Annotated in this window: 16 protein-coding genes, 1 tRNA gene and 1 pseudogene; 9 read left to right on the top strand and 9 right to left on the bottom strand. The window is 50.4% G+C overall.

Going from position 1 to position 23,448, the window contains the following annotated elements:
• Positions 1-105: 105 nt before the first annotated feature.
• From pstC to phoB, 5 genes and pseudogenes are all read left to right on the top strand, one after another.
• Positions 106-1,005 (top strand): annotated as a pseudogene (pstC, locus tag EBB79_RS04025) (phosphate ABC transporter permease subunit PstC); the annotation flags it as partial.
• Complete coding sequence (pstA, locus tag EBB79_RS04020; protein ID WP_127747695.1) at positions 998-2,251, top strand: phosphate ABC transporter permease PstA; 1,254 nt, start codon at positions 998-1,000, stop codon at positions 2,249-2,251. The pseudogene pstC and the gene pstA, both read left to right, overlap by 8 nt.
• Before the next feature lie 2 nt (positions 2,252-2,253).
• Entirely contained in the window at positions 2,254-3,015 is a 762-nt protein-coding gene (gene pstB / locus EBB79_RS04015; protein ID WP_127747694.1) for a phosphate ABC transporter ATP-binding protein PstB, read from the top strand.
• Between the two features lie 9 nt (positions 3,016-3,024).
• On the top strand, positions 3,025-3,696 hold the full coding sequence (gene phoU / locus EBB79_RS04010; protein ID WP_127747693.1) for a phosphate signaling complex protein PhoU: 672 nt from the start codon (positions 3,025-3,027) through the stop codon (positions 3,694-3,696).
• A gap of 68 nt (positions 3,697-3,764) precedes the next feature.
• Positions 3,765-4,457, top strand: coding sequence for a phosphate regulon transcriptional regulator PhoB (gene phoB / locus EBB79_RS04005; RefSeq protein WP_177627770.1), 693 nt, complete (start codon positions 3,765-3,767; stop codon positions 4,455-4,457).
• Positions 4,458-4,508: 51 nt separating this feature from the next.
• On the opposite strand, the gene EBB79_RS04000 is transcribed toward phoB, so the two are convergent.
• Positions 4,509-4,585: transfer RNA gene (locus EBB79_RS04000), tRNA-Arg, on the bottom strand.
• A 584-nt stretch (positions 4,586-5,169) separates the two neighbouring features.
• Between EBB79_RS04000 and EBB79_RS03995 the strand changes: the two genes are divergently transcribed.
• Positions 5,170-5,931, top strand: coding sequence for a class I SAM-dependent methyltransferase (locus EBB79_RS03995; RefSeq protein WP_127747692.1), 762 nt, complete (start codon positions 5,170-5,172; stop codon positions 5,929-5,931).
• Positions 5,932-6,710: 779 nt separating this feature from the next.
• Positions 6,711-7,334, top strand: coding sequence for a hypothetical protein (locus tag EBB79_RS03990; protein ID WP_238704989.1), 624 nt, complete (start codon positions 6,711-6,713; stop codon positions 7,332-7,334).
• 23 nt (positions 7,335-7,357) lie between these two features.
• Here EBB79_RS03990 and EBB79_RS03985 read toward each other — a convergent pair whose 3' ends face one another.
• Positions 7,358-9,898 (bottom strand): DUF3131 domain-containing protein, encoded by a 2,541-nt coding sequence (locus EBB79_RS03985; RefSeq protein ID WP_127747691.1) that lies wholly within the window; start codon positions 9,896-9,898, stop codon positions 7,358-7,360.
• A complete protein-coding gene (locus EBB79_RS03980) occupies positions 9,895-13,311 on the bottom strand; it encodes a glycosyltransferase (RefSeq protein ID WP_127747690.1) in 3,417 nt (1,138 codons plus the stop codon). Before EBB79_RS03980 ends, EBB79_RS03985 begins: the two co-directional genes overlap by 4 nt.
• 865 nt (positions 13,312-14,176) lie before the next feature.
• On the opposite strand from EBB79_RS03980, the gene EBB79_RS03975 reads away from it, so the two are divergent.
• A complete protein-coding gene (locus EBB79_RS03975; RefSeq protein ID WP_127747689.1) occupies positions 14,177-15,115 on the top strand; it encodes a calcium-binding protein in 939 nt (312 codons plus the stop codon).
• Positions 15,116-15,156: 41 nt separating this feature from the next.
• Positions 15,157-15,369 carry a hypothetical protein gene (locus EBB79_RS03970; protein WP_127747688.1) on the top strand — a complete coding sequence of 71 codons (213 nt, stop codon included), beginning with the start codon at positions 15,157-15,159 and terminating at the stop codon, positions 15,367-15,369.
• 901 nt (positions 15,370-16,270) lie between these two features.
• On the opposite strand, the gene EBB79_RS03965 is transcribed toward EBB79_RS03970, so the two are convergent.
• From EBB79_RS03965 to EBB79_RS03940, 6 genes are all read right to left on the bottom strand, one after another.
• Positions 16,271-16,918 carry a hypothetical protein gene (locus tag EBB79_RS03965; protein WP_127747687.1) on the bottom strand — a complete coding sequence of 216 codons (648 nt, stop codon included), beginning with the start codon at positions 16,916-16,918 and terminating at the stop codon, positions 16,271-16,273.
• The gene (locus EBB79_RS03960) at positions 16,899-19,055 is read right to left on the bottom strand and encodes a hypothetical protein (protein ID WP_127747686.1); all 2,157 of its coding nucleotides are present in this window, start codon (positions 19,053-19,055) and stop codon (positions 16,899-16,901) included. The genes EBB79_RS03965 and EBB79_RS03960 overlap by 20 nt, the downstream gene beginning before the upstream one ends.
• A gap of 578 nt (positions 19,056-19,633) precedes the next feature.
• The gene (locus EBB79_RS03955; protein WP_164860741.1) at positions 19,634-20,323 is read right to left on the bottom strand and encodes a competence protein CoiA; all 690 of its coding nucleotides are present in this window, start codon (positions 20,321-20,323) and stop codon (positions 19,634-19,636) included.
• Positions 20,324-20,486: 163 nt separating this feature from the next.
• Positions 20,487-21,395 (bottom strand): heparin lyase I family protein, encoded by a 909-nt coding sequence (locus EBB79_RS03950; protein ID WP_127747684.1) that lies wholly within the window; start codon positions 21,393-21,395, stop codon positions 20,487-20,489.
• 268 nt (positions 21,396-21,663) lie between these two features.
• A complete protein-coding gene (locus EBB79_RS03945) occupies positions 21,664-22,305 on the bottom strand; it encodes a hypothetical protein (protein WP_127747683.1) in 642 nt (213 codons plus the stop codon).
• Positions 22,298-23,215 (bottom strand): hypothetical protein, encoded by a 918-nt coding sequence (locus EBB79_RS03940; protein ID WP_127747682.1) that lies wholly within the window; start codon positions 23,213-23,215, stop codon positions 22,298-22,300. Before EBB79_RS03940 ends, EBB79_RS03945 begins: the two co-directional genes overlap by 8 nt.
• Positions 23,216-23,448: the final 233 nt, after the last annotated feature.

Below are 23,448 nucleotides of genomic sequence, written 5' to 3'. Positions count from 1 at the left end.
CCCTGAACCGGCAAAGCGTCGGTTCAGGGCATTCTTGCCGGGAATACCACTGACATGGCGGATCAGATGTTAAACATCACCAATTCCAACAGATCGACATGGCGTGATCGGTTGGTCATATCCCTGATGGCAGCTGCTGCCGGCATGGCCATTCTGGTCACCGCCGGCATCGTTCTGTCACTGGTCTTCGAAACCCTACGGTTTTTTGAAAAAGTCCCAATCACCGACTTTCTATTTGGCCTGAAATGGAGCCCCCAAACCGCCATCCGGTCGGATCAAATTGGGACCGAGGGCAGCTTTGGGGCCATCCCGCTGATCAATGGGACTTTGCTGGTCAGTGCCATCGCCATGGTGGTTGCAACACCACTCGGCCTGATCTCGGCGATTTACCTTTCTGAATATGCCAGCAAGCGCGCCCGGGACTGGATTAAGCCCGCACTGGAAATCCTGGCTGGTATCCCGACGGTGGTTTACGGGTTCTTCGCGGCCCTGACGGTGGCACCTTTCATCCGCATGACCGGTGGCCAGTTCGGGCTTGAGATTGCATCCGAAAGCGCACTGGCGGCAGGCGCCGTCATGGGCATGATGATCGTGCCGCTGATCTCGTCGCTGTCAGATGATGTGATAAATGCAGTGCCGCAGTCTTTGCGTGACGCCTCATTGGGGTTGGGGGCGACCCAATCGGAAACCATACGCCGAGTGGTTCTGCCCGCCGCCTTACCGGGGATCACCGGGTCGCTGCTGCTGGCCACGTCGCGCGCCATTGGCGAGACAATGATTGTGCTAATGGCGGCCGGCTTGGCAGCGCAAATGACACTAAACCCGCTTGAGGCAGTCACCACCATCACCGTGCAGATCGTGACCCTTCTGACCGGCGACCAGGAATTTGACAGCGCCAAAACATTGTCCGCCTTTGCATTGGGGCTGCTGTTGTTTGTCCTCACTCTTTGCCTGAACGTTGTCGCCCTGCACATCGTCAAGAAATATCGGGAACAGTATGATTAATTTCACCAATAAGGCCGGGTTTAACTTAAACCGCCGGCACCGGGCCGAGCGGCGGTTTCAATGGGCCGGGCGTTTCGCCATCCTGATATCACTGGCTTTTCTGGCGCTGATGTTCTTCACAATCCTGCGCGATGGCACCGGCGTGATCCGGCAGACACAGATTGCTGTGACCGTGGATCTGAGCGTGATTGATCCGCAGGATCTGGCTGGGGCCAGCTATGGTAAAATTCTGAAATCCGGCCTGCGCGACCGGTTTCCCGATGTGAGCAAACGCAAGGACAAGAAAAAGCTGTATAATCTCGCCAGCCCTGAGGCTGGATTTGAGATCAAGCGCGCGGTTGCCGAAAACCCAAACCTGGTGGGCGGAGTGCACACCCTGTGGCTGACGGCATCGGATGATCTGGACATGCTGATTAAGGGCCGCGTTGATACCAAGTTGTCCGAAACCCGCCGCCGTATATCGGACGCCGAAATCAACTGGGCCACTGACTTGCAGGACAGTGGTCAAATTCGCCGCGTCTTCAACTGGGGGTTCTTTACCAGTGGCGACAGCCGCGAGCCTGAAATCGCCGGTATCCTAAGCGCCTTTGTCGGCTCGCTATTGACGCTGTCTGTCTGCTTTGTGCTGTCCTTCCCGATTGGCATCGCTGCGGCGATCTACCTTGAAGAATTCACCCCAAAGAACCGGATATCTGACCTAATCGAGGTCAATATCAACAACCTGGCGGCCGTGCCTTCGATTGTCTTTGGCCTGTTGGGGCTGGCGATATTGCTGGGCTACCTCGGCATGCCACGCTCTTCGCCTTTGGTGGGTGGCATGGTGCTGGCACTGATGACCCTGCCGACAATCATCATTGCGTCACGCGCAGCCCTTAGGGCGGTGCCCCCATCTTTCAAAGAAGCGGCGCTGGCGCTTGGGGCTACGCCTGTGCAGGCGGTGTTTCATCATGTGTTACCGGTGGCCATGCCCGGCATGCTTACGGGCGCCATTGTTGGCATGGCGCAGGCCCTGGGCGAAACCGCGCCACTGCTGATGATCGGCATGGTGGCCTTTATCGTTGATGTGCCGCAGTCGATACTTGAGCCAGCCACTGCCCTGCCGGTGCAAATCTTCCTTTGGGCGGATGCGCCCGAGCGCGCCTTTACCGAAAAAACCGCCGCTGCGATCATCGTTCTGCTGACGTTTCTGATTGTGATGAACATGGTCGCGATCGTGTTGCGCCGTAAACTTGAACAAAGGTTCTGACAATGGAACATGCTTTTATCACTGCTCGCAATGCCCGTGTCTTTTACGGCGAAAAACAGGCCCTGTTTGGGATCGATCTGGATATCGAAGCCAATCAGGTCACCGCATTGATTGGTCCCTCGGGCTGTGGCAAATCCACATTTCTGCGGTCGATCAATCGGATGAATGACCTAATCCAGAACTGCCGTTTTGACGGCTCCCTGCAAATCGCAGGCCATGAGGTTTATGACGCCGCAGTCGATGTCGTGGCTTTGCGCGCACAGGTGGGAATGGTGTTCCAGAAACCCAACCCGTTTCCAAAATCGATCTTTGAAAATGTCGCCTACGGGCTGCGTATCCATGGATTGGCCGGGTCAAAAGTTGAACTTGCTGATCGGGTTGAATGGAGCCTTAAAAGTGCAGGTCTGTGGGATGAGGTCGCGGATCGGTTGGATCAGCCCGGCAACAGCTTGTCCGGGGGGCAGCAACAGCGCCTTTGCATCGCACGCACTATTGCGGTTGAGCCAAAGGTGATTTTGATGGACGAGCCCTGCTCGGCGTTGGATCCAATCGCCACAGCCGTGGTTGAGGACCTGATCGACGGGTTGCGCAAGGATTACACCATCGTGATTGTCACCCATTCGATGCAACAGGCCGCCCGCATTTCACAACGCACAGCGTTCTTTCACCTGGGCAAACTGATCGAGGTCGGCGCCACCCAAGACGTCTTTACCACCCCACGCCACGAGCAGACGCAAAACTACATCACAGGCCGCATAGGTTAGGACTTTACTATGGAAAATTCACATATCGTATCGCGTCACGACACATCCATGCGCCGCATCCAATCCGGAATTTTGGACATGGGCGACCTGGTGATCTCGCAGCTGGAACAGGCCACCCATGCATTAAGCAACTTTGATGAAGACGCTGTAACGCATCTGATCGCGACGGATCGCACCATTAATGGCATGCATAAAGATACCTATGCCCGCGCCGAGCGTCTGATCGCCCTGCGCCAACCCATGGCCCTTGATCTGCGTCAGGCCCTGTCCCCGATCAACATTGCCAGCAACCTGGAGCGCATCGGGGATCACGCGAAATCAACCGCCAAACGGGCCCGCCTTTTGGCCGCGCTCTCTCCTGATCCTGCACTTCTGGGCGACGTTGAGAAAATGAGCGGCTTGGTTCAGATCATGCTGTCAGGCGTTCTGAGTGCCTATGACGACAGCGACACAAAGCTCGCCGCCGAGATCCGGGATCGTGACAGGGAAGTGGACCAGATAAACAAAGATGTTTTTACCGCCGCAGTGTCGGCAATTGAAAATGCCCCGGACCAGGCAGCAGCCTATATTCATATTATCGTCTTGGCCCGGGGCTTTGAGCGGGTGGGCGACCACGTGGTCAACATCGCCCGGTACGTCCACCAGATTGTCACTGGCGAAGACCTAAAGGCGGCCGACTAGATGCGTTGCGATTGGACCGTACTGGCCATAGAAATGGCATCAAGACCCTTGGAAGAAAGTAGAGTAGCGTGAGCCTGTCAGACCCTAAAATCCTTGTGATCGAAGACGAGCCTTCGCAAGTCGAAGTGCTCCGTTTCAATCTGTCGAGACAGGGCTTCACCGTTGAGGTGGCGATGGATGGCGAGGATGGGTTGCATGCGGCCCGCGAAGATCCACCCGATCTGATCTTGCTGGACTGGATGCTGCCCAGCCTGTCTGGCGTCGAAGTCTGCCGCCTGTTGCGCCGCAACAAGATAACACGTGAAATTCCGATCATCATGCTGACAGCAAAATCAGAAGAGCGTGACAAGGTGCGTGGACTGGATGTTGGGGCCGATGACTACGTGACCAAGCCCTATTCCGTGAAAGAACTGATCGCACGTGTCCGGGCGGCGTTAAGACGCCCCGCCGCCAGAGTGTTTGACAAGAAACTTTCAGCAGGTCCGATCGAAATTGATCTGGAAAAGCACATTGTCACCTGCCACGCTAAACCCGTAACAATTACCGGAATTGAATTTAGACTTCTGACGACTCTGATCCAAAGCCCGGAACGGGTGTTCTCGCGCGAGCAACTTTTGGACATGGTCTGGGGCATAAGCGCCAATGTTGAAACCCGAACGGTGGATGTTCACGTCGGTCGATTACGGCGGACCCTCAAAAAAGCTGGAGAACCAGAACTGGTGCGAACCGTTCGAGGGTTTGGATACTCCTACCACCCGTGACACCAACCCGCGCTTCGTCCCAAACTCCATTGGACAAATGTTCTTAAGAAATGGCGGCCCCGGAAGGACTTGAACCCTCAACCTCGGACTTAGAAGGTCCTTGCTCTATCCAGTTGAGCTACGGAGCCGCATAAAGGCAAATCAAAATGACTGTCTTGCGTTTTGTCTATCCTCCATCTCAACTGAGTTCAAAGGCAAAATCAGTTTTCGTTCAACTGTTCGGAAGGCCGACATCCTACCCAGTTGTTTGGCGATAAAGCGAAAACAGTTCGGAAAACAGTTCGCCCCAGCCCTCAAAAGCATTACTCATTGAAATAAATCAATTTTCCCGCCCCCGGCCAACCGATTAGAAGCCGATTGCTCTATCCTGTTGAGCTATGGAGCTACCAGCACAGCCGTCGATTAGGCGATGAAAAAATAAGTGGAAAGTAACAGTTTTTGGTTTTGGGCCCTGAGCCTGCTGTTTTGCTTCGCTTTGGATACATGGCACAGCATTTGGGAATGTCAGTTAGAGTGTTGACAGCCTTGCATTGTTCAGTAGAAAATAGCGAATAAGCTTTAAGTTGAGTATAACTTAAGAGTCCGCATAAAAGTGTTGACTTGCATTATTACTAAAACCGCAGTCGATTGATCCGTTAGGTCTGCGACATGCAAAATTAATGTATAAAATTCCGGACGACATTTCGCCCTTCTAATTTCGAAAGTTGACCTAATGGCCAATAGAGCAATTGACAAATTGTACCCTGAATTTTTTGCTGGCGGATTTTCTAGATTCGATCACAAAGTCCAGTTTTTTAATAGAGTCCGATCACTGGCACTAGAAGACATGGTTGTTCTTGATTTCGGTGCGGGTCGTGGTGAATGGGCCGACGGCCATAATAAATATATTACATCGCTTCAGGACTTCAAGAATAGTGGGATCGTCACTAAAATTATCGGTGTGGATGTAGATAACGCTGTCGAGAGCAACCAGCGTATGGACGAAACTTATGTCTTGGGGACAGACGGAAAAATTCCTTTGCCGGATAATAGCATTGATCTAATATTTAGCTATGCGGTTTTTGAGCATTTGGAAGACCCGTCACTGGCTGCGGCTGAGCTTAACCGCATACTAAAACCTGGAGGCTGGATATGCGCTTGGACAACAAATAGATTTGGATATGTTGCTGTTGCATCATCGCTGATTCCTAACAGGTTGCATGTATGTGTTCTGGGGATGCTGGGAATGATTGCGAAAGAAAGCGGGAAAAGAGGCGCGGAGGATGTTTTTCCAACTCATTATAAACTGAATACGGTTGGGAGCGTCAAAAAGTACTTTGGTGAAGATTTATTCAACAACTACAGCTACGTCTATTCCGGGCCCGAAGGTTATGCTGGGCGATTTATGTTTCTTGCAAGGGTATTCAAGTTCTACAATTGGATCTTGCCACGTAATTTTGGCACGCACTTATATATATTTCTACAAAAGAAATGAATTCCCTCAATCACACATTTGAAATTCACCTGGAATCGTTTTGCCTCAGCTCGGGCCCCATAACCAGAGAATGACTGTTGCTGTGGCTACAGTGGCAGACTGGAATACTTCCTGAGAGAGGCGACAATCGAAAGCGTGGTGGACTTTGGCGACCACCAGGTGTTCGAAGGGGTGACGACTTACCGGGCCAACCTGACTATGAGTCAGGAGGCACTTGCCAAGGGATATGAGCTTCAATTCTTGAAGGTCAATAGCCTGCCAGAAAACAACTTCCTGACCACATGAGAGCGCGCTGCAGGGCCTTGACCTCTGACGGCGCTGGATTCCGGCTTGAGAATGCAGCTCTGAGGGCATTGTGAGACAAGATCAGCGCGGAACGCCCAGCCCTGCACTACGGTATCAAATAGGGGCCTCAACGCTGCCTTCGTCATCGACGCCCCGACCAAAGAGCAAATTTGCGTACAGGACCCGAAGCCAGCGAAGGAGTAGAAGCCATGTCTGGAAGGCAAGGATCTGAAACGCTGGCGTGCGGAGGCGCGCGGGTTGTGGTTGATCCACATCTCGAATTTTTCTCAGCCTCATGACAAGGTGATCACGCACTTAACAAGCTACGTTCAATGCATTGTTTTTAAATAAAATTGTACATTATGTTCACTGTATGTTCACGGTGATTTTTACCACTTGGAAACCACTTCGGTTCAGCCTTGTTCTCAGCCGGGTGGTGCCAGTGACATCTGTTCCGCTCTGACGGCTCCAGTCACTTGAAGCGGGATGTAACCATGACCAAGTTTAAAACGAATACAGGAATTGTTGTTGCCCTTTTGGCCCTAACTGGTGCTTGCAGCAGCACAAACGCCACTAGTCGATCCCTGGCCTTTTCAGGAACCGAGCAAGCGCACGCCAGTGGTACTGTTAGCCGACTTGCTGTGCCTGATAGTTACGGCGGACAAACAACGCAGGTTTATCTGACAGGATACAGTTACTGGGACAATACCCCGCCAGGATCCGCACAAATCGCCCGTCCAGTCATTCACAATCGCGCTGGTGGTACAGGCACGTACGAAGACCCTGTCACGCTTGCAGTTGGTCATGTCAAAAATGGGGGCCGAAGTACAATGGACTTCCAAGCTGGCACTCGGTTTTATATCGAAAGGATCAGAAAATACGCGATCGTTGAAGATCTATGTGGTGATGGAAACAACCCTCAGGACGGGCCTTGCCATTCAGGATACAATGGGCATCCTTGGATCGATATCTATGTTGGAGGACGGCATTCTGACAAAACGTTTACGACCAGCTGCATGTACCGCATAACCGGATTGCAAAATGCCATTATTAACCCCAGCCCCGGTCTACCTGTCAGCCCCGGGGAACTTGCGGCAAGTGGTTGCCAAGTCTTTTAAGACAATATGGCGTTGCGCATTTTTCAGTCTGCTCCCAGGGAATGCGCAACAGCCTGCAATATAACTGCATTGGTGTTGATATCTGTATAATACTCGGTTGCACGCTGGCTTTGACTAAAGATACTTGCCGCAAAACCATTCTTGGTACGCGCACGTGTACGGACATAATTGACCAGCCTGTCAGAGTAGTTGTGCGGCCGGTAGGCCCCCCAAAGAAAAGCCGCCTTACAACTTATCACGTGATGAGATCGCCAGAATTCAGGCTGTCTGTATTCGGTTTCCTGTCCAACCGTATCAATTGCCCATGTCCGTTTCTGGGCGTCAAGCTGCAACCCTTGGTAGGAAAACCAAGGTTCGACATCCAACGGCCCCTCGGACACGCAGACAAGTTGCCCCGTCTCCTGAAACTCTTCAAACTGAGCGGTAAATAGCATGTCAGCCAAATGTTTACTTTCAGGCGACATTCCCAGTTCCATTGCCTCCAGAAGCAACGGCTCTGCACCGATTGGACCGATTTTGGCCACCGCTTCCAGCAAACCCATCTGACTATCATGAACCGACTGACCAGCAGAAAATTCGTAAGGAGATTTCACAGTCAGCCCCCAGCGGCGGAACGCAAGCGCAGAATAGTGAGCACTGTGGGACACGTAACTGCTATGTAAAACCCCGTCTGTGACTGAATGCATTTCACCATTTAGAATAACTTTGTCCAAATCCCAAGCAGAGGTGATCTTGTCGAGTTGTACCGCAAAGCTGTCGTCATAGCGGCGCAGGCAATCAAGCGCTGACATCAGGCGGCCAGCGTCGCTGCCGTCAAAATTTTTGTTCCCCCATTTGTGACGATCCGTCACGATCCAACCTTGGGGCAAAAGCCGATCCTGCGAAACTCGCCCGCGAATTTGCGGAAGAAGCTTGGTAATCGCCTGGCGGAACTCCTTTTGATCAATCAATCCAATTCGCGCAGCCGAAATCAAGCCGTTGATCTGGCTGCCCACGTCCCACATCGTAACTGCTTTATGAATATTTCCACCACCGGGGGCGAAATTGACGGTCGCAGGGCATAGGCCGGTTTGGGGATGCGTGAACCGTTCAAAGTACCGCCAGGCCGTCCGTGCATCTTCTAGCAATGCGTCTTTATCCGCCCGGCTTCGAACAATCGGTACTTGTCTTAGGCTGGGAAGCGCGGCCAATGTACGGCGCTGACGAATATCGATCGGATCTTTGGAAACAAGGCCCATAGCCAATTTGGACAGTGGGACAATACGACTAACACCATCGCCGCTCAACGTTTTGAGAAAAGCAAGAAGATCCTGCCTGTCAAAGGGATCTTGGACAGCACTGGCGTGGACTGTCAGCACGACGTCTTGCGTCCGACTGAACATATTTCCCAAGTGCCGAATATCATTGGCGTTGCGAATATCCACCTTAACCAGGTGGAGATATCCATTTTCATCCAGTCCGCCCTGCCCTTCTTCTACAGGATCGAACACAACCCCGACTCCGGCGCCCAATGGCCGGACAGTCTCCACTACCGAAGGCTGGTTTGCTATCCCGGATTGAAATCGCACCATATTCAAAGAGGGTACATCTTCGGTGCTCAACCAAAATCCGCTCTTTTGCTCTCGTGTTCCTTCAGCCTCGGCCAGGCCTAGTGTGTGGGGCAAGTTCAGATCATCCAGCAAGGTTGCAAACTCGGCCATCGCCCTGCCCCCGGTGCTGCCCAGCGGCGCCGGGTCTAAAAGTTGCAAAACAACGCGACGAGTGAAGCCATAGCTGTCTCTAAACTGCAAATCAGACAAAGGCTGAACGGAATAGTTCCCCTCGATTTCCTGTGCAACCAAATCATCTGTAAATCGCTTAGCCACTTTGGCAAGCTCTTCTACCGACAGCGTCTCAAGCTTTTGAGCCGACAGGTAATAGATCAGCTGACTTTCTTCCGCGCCTTTTTCCACCATAGAACTGTCATAGGCACCAAAATCAATGCGACGCCCCCCAAAAAGCCGCACTGTGCCATCGGGCCAGGTTTCAGACCGAACAGGACCATCAACAGTCGGAATAGCCAGTACGTTATGACAACCACCGCTCCTCACCCCGGTGGGAGACAACGGAGACGTGACATCAAGACATGCAACAGATTGAACCAAAGGAGTATATTGCCTTGCTCCCTTAGCAGGCTGCAAAATTTCGCGAAATACCTTGATCGCCTTCTGCACGGAACGGCCTTGAAAATACTCGGACTGCCGGGAAAGCTCGGGAACAAATGCTGCGACCTCCACTCCGCGATTGCCCAACATATAAGCAAGGATCAATTGTGCCAATGGGGTGTCCAAATCAATGGGACTGCCATTTTCATGATAGGGAGAAATACAGCATGTAACTGGAATCAAGCGTGCATTCAAAGCGTCCAGTAGAGCGATAAGATGAGGGAGAGAAGAGGACATATCGATGTCGTCAACCACCACCATTGCAAGACCTCTGCCACTGGCACTGGCCGCCCTACTGAACGGGAACGCCAGTGCACCAAAACTGGCTACCGAACCTTGCAAAAATGCTCTGCGCTTCATCTTACCTGCGTGACCTGACTGTAATCTCGCCCTTGCCGGTTCAACTTACCCCAATTGGCCAACCGACCACTAACAGCACGTGTGATGGATCGGATCACCGAATAATAAAGAAGTGGACGGTATAAAACACGATATGCCGGCCATAGGCATAAACTCCAGAGGCTTTCGTCGCGATCTCGAAGCAAGGCAATGAAGGCCAAAGCTAGTTCTAAAATCGGCAACGTTAGATAAGCCCACAGAAGTTCAGGCGAAGCTGCACTGGCGCCTTCCAGATAGAACCGAACCATTAACGCCAGCACAAGAATATCAGCAATCGGGGCCAAGATCGGAAAGATGTACCCAAAAATGAACATATCCGGGATCGACACGAGCCCGATCGAGCGCCGCTCAAGCACTGAGTTTTTGTGCTTCCAGGCACTTTGAAGCATACCCAGTGACCAACGCAGGCGCTGTGTTAGCAATTGGTGAACACGTTCTGGAGCCTCGGTATAGGCACGTGCATATTCATCATAAATAATCCGATATCCAGCCCGGTTGACCGAAATCGTTAGATCCGAGTCTTCTGTCATTGTATCTTTACGGAACAGGCCACCGTCACGCAGCGCCTGGACACGCCAGGCACCCAGTGCACCCGGTACAACAAGCATTCCGTTGAACAAATCATAAGCCTTGCGATCCATGTTTTGCGAAATGGAATATTCCAGGGACTGCAACCGTGTCAGCAGCTTATGCCGATTACCCACAATGATTTTGCCAGCTACAGCGCCAACTTTTGGATTTGAGAAATGCCCAACAAGACGCGTGATCGAATTTCTGCAGATCTGTGTATCGGCGTCGATACAAACTGCAATATCTGTATCCAGTCCCAGAATTGCCCGATTCAACGCAGCCCACTTCCCCTGATTGGGCTGCATCACAAGCCGGACGTTAGGCTTATGTTTGAATTTCAGCACTTTGTTCAGCGTATTGTCGGTAGACCCATCATCCACAATAATCACTTCAAAGTTCGGGTAGTCACTGCGCAGAACGCTATTGATACACTGTTCGATGACTTTTTCTTCGTTGAACGCAGGAATGATGACTGAAACTTTGGGCTGGTTTGATGTCATTATCGGTCTGTTTGGTCGTCTCAGAAATGAAAGCACAAGAACGCCGCCCGAGCGAAGAAGGCCAATGCTCAACACAATCCAGAATATCCACATTACCGATTTCTGTGTGGTTGAAACAGCGGCGAAGGAAATCCGGTCCAATACACGCGCTGTATGGTTAGAAGCGGGCATCAGTGTTTCACGGCTCAACCCAAGCAGATCAGACAAAGACGTGAATTCATAACCGCGCGCTCTGAGTTCGGTGATTAGCATTGGAACAGCCGCCACCGTCGCAGAGCGATCCAGGCCGCCATCATGCAGCAGAACGATATTCCCAGCACCGGATTCCACTTGTTCGATTATGGTATCTACGATCTGTTGCGCTGACAGCCCCTCCCAATCATGTGAGGAAACATCCATGCCGGTGATGTGGTACCCTGCATCCTGCGCAGCTTTCAGAGAGGTCACGCGGTCCGCCCTTATCGGTCCACCGCTGCGCTGGAATGGCTCTCGGTAAAGCGTCATGCCCAGGCCCGTGATCCCGGCGACAGCTTTGCTCAACAGGGATAGTTCCAGTTCTGCTCGCGCTGCGGATACCAGCTGCATCTCGGGATGCGAGAACGTATGAGACCCAATTTCATGTCCCTCGTCCACCATGCGCTCCACCAAATCGGGCTCATTCATGACACTGGAACCGACGATAAAGAAAGCGGCTGGAACCCCCATATCTCGTAGGGTGTCCAAGATAGGCAGGGTTGTCTCACGATCAGGGCCATCATCAAAAGTGAGAACCAATTTCTTGGCCTCCGGCTTGCCATAACGCGTGATGGAATAGGGATTGGGATAAACACTGAAAAACTGGTTAGTGACTCGTCCTGACAGCGGATCAAATTCTACGGTCCGCAGGCCCGCTTTCAGCTCGTCCTGAATTTTCAAGAACGCGCCGTCGCCGTAGTACTGGACATAATTATCGAAACGAACAATCGCCAAATCTGCAGCCAGGGTATCGAAGTCATTCGAGTTGCTGGCAAACACGTTCCAGATGCCAGGATCCTCCCGACCGGCAGACCAGACCGCAACATCCTGAATTCCCAAATTTTGTAGCATGATAAGCTGATTGCGCGCCGACGCAGCGTCCAACATCCAGAGTTTATGCAGCGCGCCTTGGTCATCGCGAAAACTGCTATAACTGTTGGATGTATTGGCACTGAACCGAAGGTCGGCCTCGGCGCGCGAAATTCGGTGCATCGCTTCAGGGTATGGAATGGTTTGTGGCGTAGGTTGCCCCGAAACCCAATCAACCGCAAAATTGCCGATTGCAGCCACCAATCTGTTGGCGCCAATGATGTCTCTGGCCTGGGTGGCTGTTTCGGCAAACCAAATATCCGAGGCCAGCGGACCAGGTGACGAGCCCACCCAAGGCTGCTGGAACAGCTTGAGCACCACTTTATCAAAACCCTGCACAAAAACACGGTTCTTCCAAACGTTCCCATCACCTTGCAGAACAATACAGGATTGCAGACCCGCTTGGGAAAAATCCTCTTGGGCAGCGTCAAAAAGTGGGTTCAAACGAAGTAGCACTTCTTCATTCAAGTGGTTGAAGTCAAAACAGCCACCTATTGCGTTTAGTTCGATCAGTGCACGGCGGATCTCACTCACAAGCTCTGCTTGAGACCCAGGTTGCAAGAGAACATCGGTGAAGTAATCGATATTGTCATCTGTATTGAATTTGATCGTTGGCAAGAAGGCCGGTGCCTCAGCGAGGCCTTGTGAGTAGTCGGTAACGCCCATCCGACTGTCTTCGGACATAACGGCAACCGAGAAATCGCTGCCTTTTTGGTTTACCGTAATCCAGTCAGGAACGATCACGCCAACAGTGTCACAGCTCTCATCCAGTGATAGATGAGCCCATGCCAAATCCGACGGAACATGGGCGAACACCCGCCGTGGAATAGAACTGTCCGCCATTGCAGCATAGGGAGGTGCCTCGACCTGCCCGCAGGTCGTTGCAGGGCCATCTACAGTAGAAGCATTGGCCGACATCAACATCTGATCGTGACGAGAGTTGCCATGCAGATGATCATTTTCGTGGTCGAGATCTTGCACTGCACGTGGAAAGTAGGCGTGAAAATCCTGCTTCAGACTAGACCATGAAACGGTATCCTGCAGAAATGCACCGCCCCAGACTGGAATAAACAACAACAGGAACAGCACAGCCCAACGCATCCAGCGCCGACGACGTTGTGATGGATCCGCGAACACCTTGCGAGCATCTGATTCCGATTGCAAATGGTCTGCGTGGTGCTGAAATCGCGAGCCCTTCATCACAGTACGCCACCCCGGCACTCACCGAAAACCGGTAAGTTCGACATTTTCAAAATGAAAAAAGTCATCCAGGGCAACGTCACAATTTCCTTTACGAGCAATCAGCAGCTGGGTTGAGGGCAGAGAACCGGCCCGAACCCGAGCATCTGAAGAGGGCAGCTAGACTTGAGCAATTTTTGAAGTTGCTGAGCTATTTTCCCCTGCCGAAACGGGCTGAGTCAATTTATTGCTTAACTTATCGTTAATTTTAGCAAAAATAGCTTGTTAACTAATGGCTGCGGAGAAACAGTAGCAAGCAGCCCTATATAATGTTGCCAAACCGGCGCTTATGTTTCTGCATTGGGCCGAGATTCTATGGATCTCAGCACCAAAAATTAGGGGTTTTCTGCTCCCAATACAGAGCTCGCCAGACTTACACATAGCCATCACACCTGCTTAAGGCCCAGTATATTTAGTTAACAGGTGCACTGTTTATCGATTGATATTCGTGGGGCTCCGGTGGAACCCAAGTAGACTAAAATAATCGTGGTAAGATCAAAGCAACCAGTCAAAATGGCGATGCTTTCTGCCAAATGTTGGTAACCTAAGAGATGCCTGTCCTAGCCGTGGATAGGGAGTGGGGCCCCCGGGGACTTTGCCATTTCCAAATAGCCGGAAACAGGCAGCCTACTCGGTCGGGGTCGGAATTGTACGAAATAGTCTTTTCCACCTCATTCTTGAAAACTTCGAACCAATCCGAAAGTTTCCCCATCACTGTCAACCAGATCCGGACAAAAATGGCATTTTTTCAGGGATCAGAGCATTGATCCAATGTGGGGTTAGGGCAAAATTAAGGCAATCTTAAGATAATTTAAGGATTCCATCGATGCTTCTATTTGCTGCACTAGGAATGACGTTTGCCATTGGAGCCATCGTTTCGATGTCAGATGACGATGACAATGTCGAAGAGAATGGAACAGGCGGCGGTTCCTCTGACACCGGAACCGACACCTCCATGTCCTTCTTTGGTCAACTCGACGACGACGATGTCGAAGGGGGCGAAGGAAATGACACTCTGTACGGTGGTGGTGGTAATGACACCCTGTCCGGCGGTGCAGGCAGTGATGGCCTGGATGGTGAAGATGGCGACGACAATTTAGACGGCGGAGCCGGAAACGACGTGCTTCAGGGCGGGTATGGCAATGATGTTCTGGTCGGCGGCTCAGAAGACGATTTCCTACAGGGAGAGTCCAACCATGACACCCTGGATGGTGGCGCTGGGAATGACGGTCTGCATGGCGGAAACGGTGCAGACATCCTCAATGGCGGTAGCGGTGACGACCTTTTGAACGGTGCCTCACTTGGCATCGACGACGCGCTTCTGGAAGAGTGGTTGGACAATTTCAACTCCGGCCAAGCAACGACCAGTTTGGGTGACGAACACAGCGTCATTATTGATGACTACATGGGCGACCAGCTTGACGGCGGTGAAGGCCAAGACACTTTGGTAGGCGGAGCTTTTGACGTTCTGACAGGCGGAGACGGTAGTGACGAGTTTGTCGCTGGTGCCTGGTCAACCAGCGGCTTTGCTACAACGGTCACGGATTTCGACACAAGCGAAGACATGATTGCCTATCGTTACGACGAAACCGGCACAGAACCCGAGATGACCACCAGTTCTGTTGTCGCCTCCGATGGCTCCGTCAATGTGGAAATCTTTGCCGACGGCACATCAGTCATGATGTTGCAAAATGTAGGCTCTGATTTTGATCTGAGCACGCATGTGACCCTCGTCGCATCCCCAATTGCGCCCGCATACACTTAAACAAATATCGTGAACTTACCCCAGCAAGGACAATGCCTGAGATGAAGCAATTTGGTGCTGCAAAAATAGAAATTGTTGAAAATGGCACGACAATACAGGATTCAATTTCTGGCAAAAGCCTGACCGTCGTAACAGATGAGGACGCCATTTTTCACCGTGGCGCGCTCTACATTACGTCCAAAAATTGGGATCGGGTAAAACAATGCTCATCCTCAACGTTTACTCGTCCTTCGCATCGAACCCCCAAATTGTAGTTTAAAAACAGCCGGTAGTCTGAACGACTCGGATCTTGATCCAGCGCTTGTCGCACTCCAATGCTGCCATCATAACCCGCTTGTACTCGCGATCCGTAGTGGTAGGCCTTGAAGGTACTGTTGTTGCAATGCCCTCAAGGCGATGAAGTGCGGCGGATATGACTTGTCGTTTTTGCTCTGTAGCTACTCATGCAAGCCTTATGGCTTCACCGAGATCCGAGGCCTGACGTCCCCAGTGATGCCCAGTATTCCATCTTGCCCAGCCCAACGTGCATGTGTGTAAGCACATGCACGCGACGGCACTAACGGTTTCCACGTAAGAAGATCTTGGGAACTGAAACTCGTGGCGGCATGCGGTTACTGTGGCAGGACAATCCGCCAAAAACCCTTGTATGCTTTAACAACAAGCAATCATTGATAATTTTGGGTTGATGGCGGAGACGAAGGGATATTACCCTGGTCTCAATTCTGTGATATTTTATAACGAGTTAATGCTGCATTGTCTGACAAGGCGTAGCACTATATTGTAGCAATTTGCTCCATGTATATCGAGATTTTAAGTTCGAATACTCAATAAGCATTCGAACTTTTCTTTCAGTCTGCAAAGTCGATCCGTTGAACTGTCGCATTGCTGATTAGCTAGACTGATTTCAGGCTTTTGAATGGGTCGCGCTCTGTTGTGTTTGGGACTTGGAGGGATTTGCATTCCAACGAGCGCCTAGACCGAAACGTGAGTCAATTAAGCAAAAGAATGGGTTTAGAAGGTCCGCGTCTCCTGAAGCCCTAACTGCTCTGCTTACATGTAAGTTACAACAATCAGGTGCCCTAAGATCACACCAAGTGATAATGAAGGTGCAGCAAACGAGTGCAAGATGCCGTTACAAAGCAGCGGCAACGAGTATTAAACCTTACCACCAAGAGCTTTAATCGCTTCAATATTCGAAATCTCCCCAGATGAAACTTGTTTGTGTATGCTGTCCAGAAGTTGAGCCTCTGACAATACCTTGCCACCTACAAAACCGTGGTTCTCTCCTGAAAGTAGCTTAGTGATATCGGGATGCATCTGAATCCTTATACCAGCCGATTTCAGGTCCAACAAAAAACGGTTTCTGAACCCAAAAACCAATGATTTACTAGAAAAATGCGCAACCAGAGGGCTAACTACCCACCTCATCAGACCCGATATCGCACCTATGACTGCACCGACAAAAAGGTAGAGAATTTTTTCCCAGTCGATACCCGCTTTCTCTTCAGCAGGCGGAGCCTCCACTACCTCCAAGATTGCGGGGCCTCGTAAAACAAAGGTGCTATGCCGCAGTTCATCTTTATCAAACTGGCCGCTGTAACACGTGCCACTAGCGACTTCGGCTACTGTTTGGGTGTGATCAGCCGTGATGAGTTCTAGGCCAGCGATCTCATCGGAAGTGTTGCAAATGCGGACAAAGCCAACTTCACCTGTTCGAGGTAGCGCCACCTGAGCGCCCAAAGAAGTCCCAAAAGCCAAGCCAAAGAAAAGTAAACATAGGGTCTTAAACGATGCTCTCATCATAGAATAACTCATGAAGGGCTAGAGGTGTTTCAAATATCTCATCCAAACATCTGCGGCAGGTTTCTCTGAAGTCAGAATACCACTCCGCGTCTGTTGAAAAGTTCGAAATATCCGCTCTTACGGCGCGACCAGCGCGTAAAACATCTTTCTGGAGTGGGGCGAAATACCCAACCCCGTCGCCACAATCAACACCGGCATGTTCCAGCCTGGAGAATACGTTAGGGTAAAGGCCTCTCTCATAGCCAAGGCACTCATCCAAGAGGATTGCAAGCTTCAGTGACTGCTGACCTTTCCGCTCAACTACGGTGCGGACCTTTGAGCCGTATTCTTCATCGGGTGCAACCAAATAACTATAGTCAGGGTCTAGGTACCCAAAATCTTTCTTCAGTTCCCTAGGCAGAAGCAACCGCCAGTCATCCACAACCATTTGAAAGTATGAAAACGTTTTGGAGAAATCAGACAGTAGGTATTCCCCACGCCTTGTGAGGCTCATATCACGTACAAATCCAGTTCTACCTCCATCACCATCGGCGCCAATATCAACCTCAATGAGTTCAGATGACGGGGTTTCGGTCAGTGCTCCTAGAACATATCTCACCAAATTCTCCGAATATGCTCGACCATTGCCGCCACACATTGCTGCAATCAATTCGTCGCTAGTCGTGGTTTCGTCCTGTCGAGCCTGGACATATGAGAGCATCATCCACTTTAACCACAGTGTGTAAAAGTGTTTTGATTTAAAGTTGGGGTCCACTGCGTATTCATTGTTATCAACAGATGCATTGATCAGGAACAGGTTCGGCAGGTTACCCGAAAATTGAGTGTAGCGACGACAACCATCAGTGCCATACGCAATAATAGAGGGGTAGTATTGCGTTGCGAAACGCAACGTAGCGGATTGTCTACGTTCATCATGAAATTCAAGCCAAGAGTAATCGGCCATCTGGTCAATAATGTCTCGCAAGCCTCGACGACACAATCTCCATAGATCATCAAAAAGTATCAATCCGGCGGTCGTCGGCTTACGGTAGGCATCCCTGAGCGTTCTCGCGGTGTTAAGGAACTGAAGCCGTTTTCCTTGTTCAGGGACTTTTTCGATCAATTCGCTCAGCATCTCAAAGCGAGACTCAATGATCTCCAGCGCCACCGCTTTATCTGACCCCTCAATGCAAAAAGAAAGCCCATCCATCCCTGGAATTGGCACCTCCTTCTGTCGTGATCTAATAAATTCCAGCGTATCCTTTCGAACAGAAAATATGATGTTTATCCCAAGGCTTGCAGTTCGGAACTCCCCTTTTTTACGCCAAAAGAAGCTGATTAGGTCGAGTATTGCAGAGTATGCCGTGTCCTGGTCTTCATGAACCGTCTTTGAGAAAAATCCACGATCACCAAGATGGTAAAGAAAGTCAATATTATCAATTATATACGTTGCCCGATACGAGTGCCTTGCGTGAAGAGTCTCAAGTAAGTGACTCAGGATAATATCGAGTTCTTTTTCGTCCGCGTCCTTTGGTATTCGACACTCCCGCTTTAAGGCGGACGCTTGTGAGGCGGTAATATGTTTATTTATCTCAAGTTGGGTGATTGTAGTGTTGATAATAACGCGCAGGTTCTCTGATAAGCTTCGTGCACTGTGATCATCCTCAACATCTAAATTCACGCGAACGGGAATGACCCTCTTATGTGTAAACTGTCCAAACCTGTTGTAGACATAGTTGCAAAGATAGGTCGTTTTTCCTGAACCAATGCCTCCGACAAAAAACCTGACTGGGTTGTTCCCTTGCCCCCAGGTTGCATCAGTAAATAGATCAAAGATTTCATCGTCGCTCAGCGGAGGATTGGTATCACGCGCACCTTGATGCAGCGTAACATCGCGAAAGTGGTAAGAATGAAAATACTTCGATACTGCCAATTCGTTGTTAACATCGACATTATCGGATCTAATCGGACGAAAGTCGCTTAGCTCGTGATGTCCGAAAACATATTGGGTGATGTCGTTAAAGTCTTGATCGGACTTAGTGAGTGCGATGGCGCTTCGTATTGGTTCCCCGTGGTCTGGATGCGCCTTTCTTAACAGATAGGACTTTCTCTGTTGCTTAATGCACTCTTCGGCAAGCTCTACATAAGTGCCACTCATTCAACTCTCCCTACTGTGCTTCGGAAGAATGCTCGATATCGAAGGATTGTCCAGTTTTTTCTAACCTCCTCCTAGTCACGTCAAAACGGTCGTTTCTAGGGGATCACAGGTGATGAGCATAGGCTGGCGATTGGTCCTGCGTTGGTTCTCGAAAGCCGGTCTCAGAACTAATTTGATCGTTCGCCTGCTGGGCATGAGATTTGAGAACCAATGGTCTCACATGGGGCGAGCGTATTGATACTTGGACACTCACGGTTAGTTGGTACCATAAGTGGGGCAAATCAACCTATTGATACTGTATCACTGCATCACATCGTTTGCGATACTGAAGGAGTTTGGGAAAGTGGGGTTGCGTTCGTGTCAGCGCAAACACACAACTCTTCAGTTGTATGATGGTAAGGTCAGGTCAAGATTTTTTGACGAAATGGGATGCAACAGCTTCTTCCATGAGGAAGCATCTACCGAGGTTGATAGGCCGGAATTCAACTAGGTTTTATCGGACGCCCATAGAGCCGCTCACAACGACCACAAGACGTGCCTATGTGCCGCCTAGCGGTCGGGCTGGACGTACTTACTTGCTACAGTCTGCGGCGGCGATAGCGGCGCTGAACCGGCTTCGCGAACTGGACAACGGGTAAGGGTTTGCCCTCGATTACCCGTCGAACAAACTCAGCTTTAGGGAAATCAAACAGGTATCTACTGTAACCTTGGGCGGCTGTGAGCAAACATAGATTATCGCCGCCATAGTCAAATCCAACAATCACACCCAGTGCTCCCCATTCTTTAAGAAGCCGAGTTTCTTCGTAGTATACGGTGTAAATATCTACCCCATCGAACCGTTCCGGGTAGTTATCTTCAAGCATGCGTTCGTACTGAATAGCATCTGTAGGGCGGCGTGTGGCATCAATGATCCATATCACTTGACCATAGAAATTGGTGCGTTTTACCACCTCGCCCAGTTTGATAGCGGAATGTTGGAATTCGATTGTAAGGCCATTCGGTGTCTTGATGTCAGCAATGTGCAGTTCGCCTGTCTCGTCACGGGCAGACACTTCTTGCCAGTCTGAAGAAAATTGGTTTTTCCAAGTCCGATGCCATTCGGTCTCGTTTTCCCACCAATGATCACAGTGTCGCCGCCCCCTATGTGCCCAATGCCAATTCTTTTTAGTTCCACAGCGAGCTACCATATCAGCCTTGCAACTAGGGCAAGAGCCAACAGCTCTTGGCGTTGCTTCGATACGTTGATTATCTAACAGTGCAAATCTCATTGAAGAAATGATGGTTACTTTGCAAAACATTCCAAGGTGTAATGAAAAATAAATGGAGTCTGCTAATGAGAGTATTAGATCCAGTATTAGTCCCCATCCTGCTTGGACTAGTTCACAATCATGTAGCTCGACATCGATTTCGGCTGTGGGCGCAACCTTGCCGTTAATCTACTGGCTTGCCACCGACAGCCTCAATTATGCGCACGTCCACTTGTTCACGACTGTTCCCGTACCGCATTTCATCATAGAACACGATTTGTGCCGGTAGCTGAACGCCCCAGTCATAATTGAACGGAGCAGCAGTTGCGCTGCGCGATGCTTTGCTGCCACCAGTACTGACTTGGTAAGCGTCAGTGAACGGCTGGGCCGCTACTGCCTGCGTCTTGTGCTGACTCAGCCATCGACTGACATAACTGTTGTAAATGCCATATTTGAGATAAAGTTCACCTTCACTCTCATTCACCATCTTCTGCGTCACCATGGGCTTTCGTCTAGAACACACCTGCTGCCCATTGAGATACATGATGAAACTTGGCCCCTTTGGTGACAGGCTGTAATCTGCAAATATGGTGACATCCAACCACTGCCCACGCAGTTTCGCGATGCGAGCCACAGTGCAGCCACCCTCTGATCCAAACCACATCATCGCGCTTCCATCGCGCATGTTGAAATGCCAAAGCGGTGTCCGCCAACCCCGCATTTTCATCTGACCTAGGGTTGTGTTCGCTGGCCCAATGTCCCGGAAGTTTGATGGTAGATAAAACGACCAACCATACCAAACCTGATCACCAACCCGTTGAATGCGATTTTTGGGATCTTCCTTGCGTTCCACACGCTGTCTGTCGTTGCTACAGTCACTCCAGTACTTGTTCCCACCACAATCACCATGGCGGAGTTCGAAGCGTTGTGCCCGGCGCCCTAAGCGGGCGTGGTTGCGGATGCGAGCAAAGCCATAGTTGCGGTTTGCACCCACTTCATTCTCAATTCGGGTCGTTTTGTAGATTGGTTTGCCGAGCGATTGAGCGCTGATAGTATTAGCAGTCCCGCATAAATACAGTAAGCAGATTAGCATAGAGATTGAGTGGGTGGGTGGTCGTTTTCAAATTGGGATCTCCAGAAAGCTCATTTATGGAATACAGCAGGGAAAAATTAATTTACTAGCTGGGTAGGGAAGGTAATTGGAAGGATGCCTGTGTTCCGCTTGGCTATCATTGTTAGGGTTACAACAGGATGGAACACGCCAGCACATATTCTTAGATATCATGTCAAGAAAACGCGACTTCTAAACACCACTAAATCCAGCGGTGATTTCCGGTTGACTTGCTGCAATGATGGCCAATCTAACGAATTTTCTTGAGTGCCTCTATGACAATCTCGCGCGCTGTTTCTTGCTCTGCATGTGAGGCATCTTGACGGTCAAACACGTAATTTTTCTCACCACCGGGGGAGCCTGCGACTTTTGCAGCTCCTTGAGTTTGATTGCCGAGTAGTACAACAGTGACAGCCGAAGATTGCACTTGAACTTCTGAAGCATGGTATTTTCCGGCTGGTACAAGGTAGTTCGCGCTCGCTGAGTAGGTTGCCTCACCAGTTGGCATCAAATCTCCGACTATTGGTGTCTTGACCAACGTCGATAGCCCGCCACTGTACCCTACTTCGTAGACTTGGGCATCGCCTTTTTCACCGGTTTTCAAATCCCATGTTTGATTGACTATGGTTCCCGACAAAAGAAAGCTGTGCAAGTCGGAGTTGTGAGTATGCGGTGGCCAATCAGGCTGCTGTCTATTTCTGATGCCCGGAAGCCAAGCGTGAACTCTGAGGGTGAAATCAGGAGTTATTGAAGGAAGTTTCCAGATGTAAAACCCGTACGGGTGAATGGTAGCTGGGCCAAAATTATTTTGATTGAGTAGATGGCTGAACATTCTTTTGGCACGCTTCGGGCCAACCACGGATTCGCCGAATTTTAGAAGTAGATCACGCATACGGACTCCGATCCGCTGCTAGGAGTTCAAGTGCTCGTTCAACCGTTTTATCAGCGGTGTCACGGCCCAGAAACTCAGAGAGCATTGCAGCCATTCCGTTCTCCATTTGGTCCGGTTCCGGGGTTATCGAGTGAATATCGAAGGATGGCGATTGGTCCCAAATTAACTGGTTTTCTCGCTTATAATATTCAAAAAATCTGGAACCCCGTGGATAGGAAAAGGCAGGTTCTTGAGGGTCTTCCTGAGTAACCATGACCTGATCACTGGAAACATCGAAGCGAAATTGTGACAGAAAATTCCTAAACCGTAGTTCGCAATGCACATGATTTTCCACAGCATTGAGCAAAACGGTTCGGGCCACAGTTGCGATCAACTCCTCTTGCACTTTCTGCATTGTCCAATCTTCTTTGAACATTTCACTTGAACGACTGCGGTTTCGATATTTTGCATACTGACCACAAAGGGCATCATTCCTCGGATCGAGAACCATCATTCTGACATTCACACGACGGTTGTTTTGATGTGAGTGCTTTTGAACGATGGGGAAAATCCTGTTGCGTACGTACCTGCCTGTGTGTCCAAGGTACTCCCACTCGTTAGTGAGTGTGGCCTCTGCTTCAAGCGTGTTAGAGATGCTAGTGGGTGGAATTTCAAAACCCGGGGGTATTCGGTCTAATGGTGGTTTCGTCCACCAAAGAGTAACGGCAACTACAAAGCTGACGACGATTGTAGCGATCAATGCATCAAGACTGCTTGTGCCCATCGCTGGCCAGTCGATTTCGTTATTAAGATCCAAGGTTGGGAAGACTAAAATCCTGATGCCAATCAAAACTGCAAACACCAGTACCAACAACGTAACGACCAACCGCCGGTGGGCCAGTGTCCATTCCGCTAGATTGCTTTTTCTCATATTTCCACCTGTATGATTTAACTAATCTAAAAAATGATTTTTTGTTCAGGCATAAATCCAAACATCAAGCTGATAGTCCCAATGCGGACGTGTGTATCGATACTGTCTAGTGTGGAAACAAACAATACCACAGGGCCTAACAGATCATTCACGTGGAGCGAGTTGTAGGCGGAAAGATGGAGAGATGTTCCCGTTCCATTGGCTAGGTTGTACACTGGTTTGCTGGCGCATTC

This window comes from Parasedimentitalea marina, from assembly GCF_004006175.1.
GTDB lineage: Bacteria > Pseudomonadota > Alphaproteobacteria > Rhodobacterales > Rhodobacteraceae > Parasedimentitalea > Parasedimentitalea marina.
This window is presented reverse-complemented; position numbering and strand designations above follow the sequence as displayed.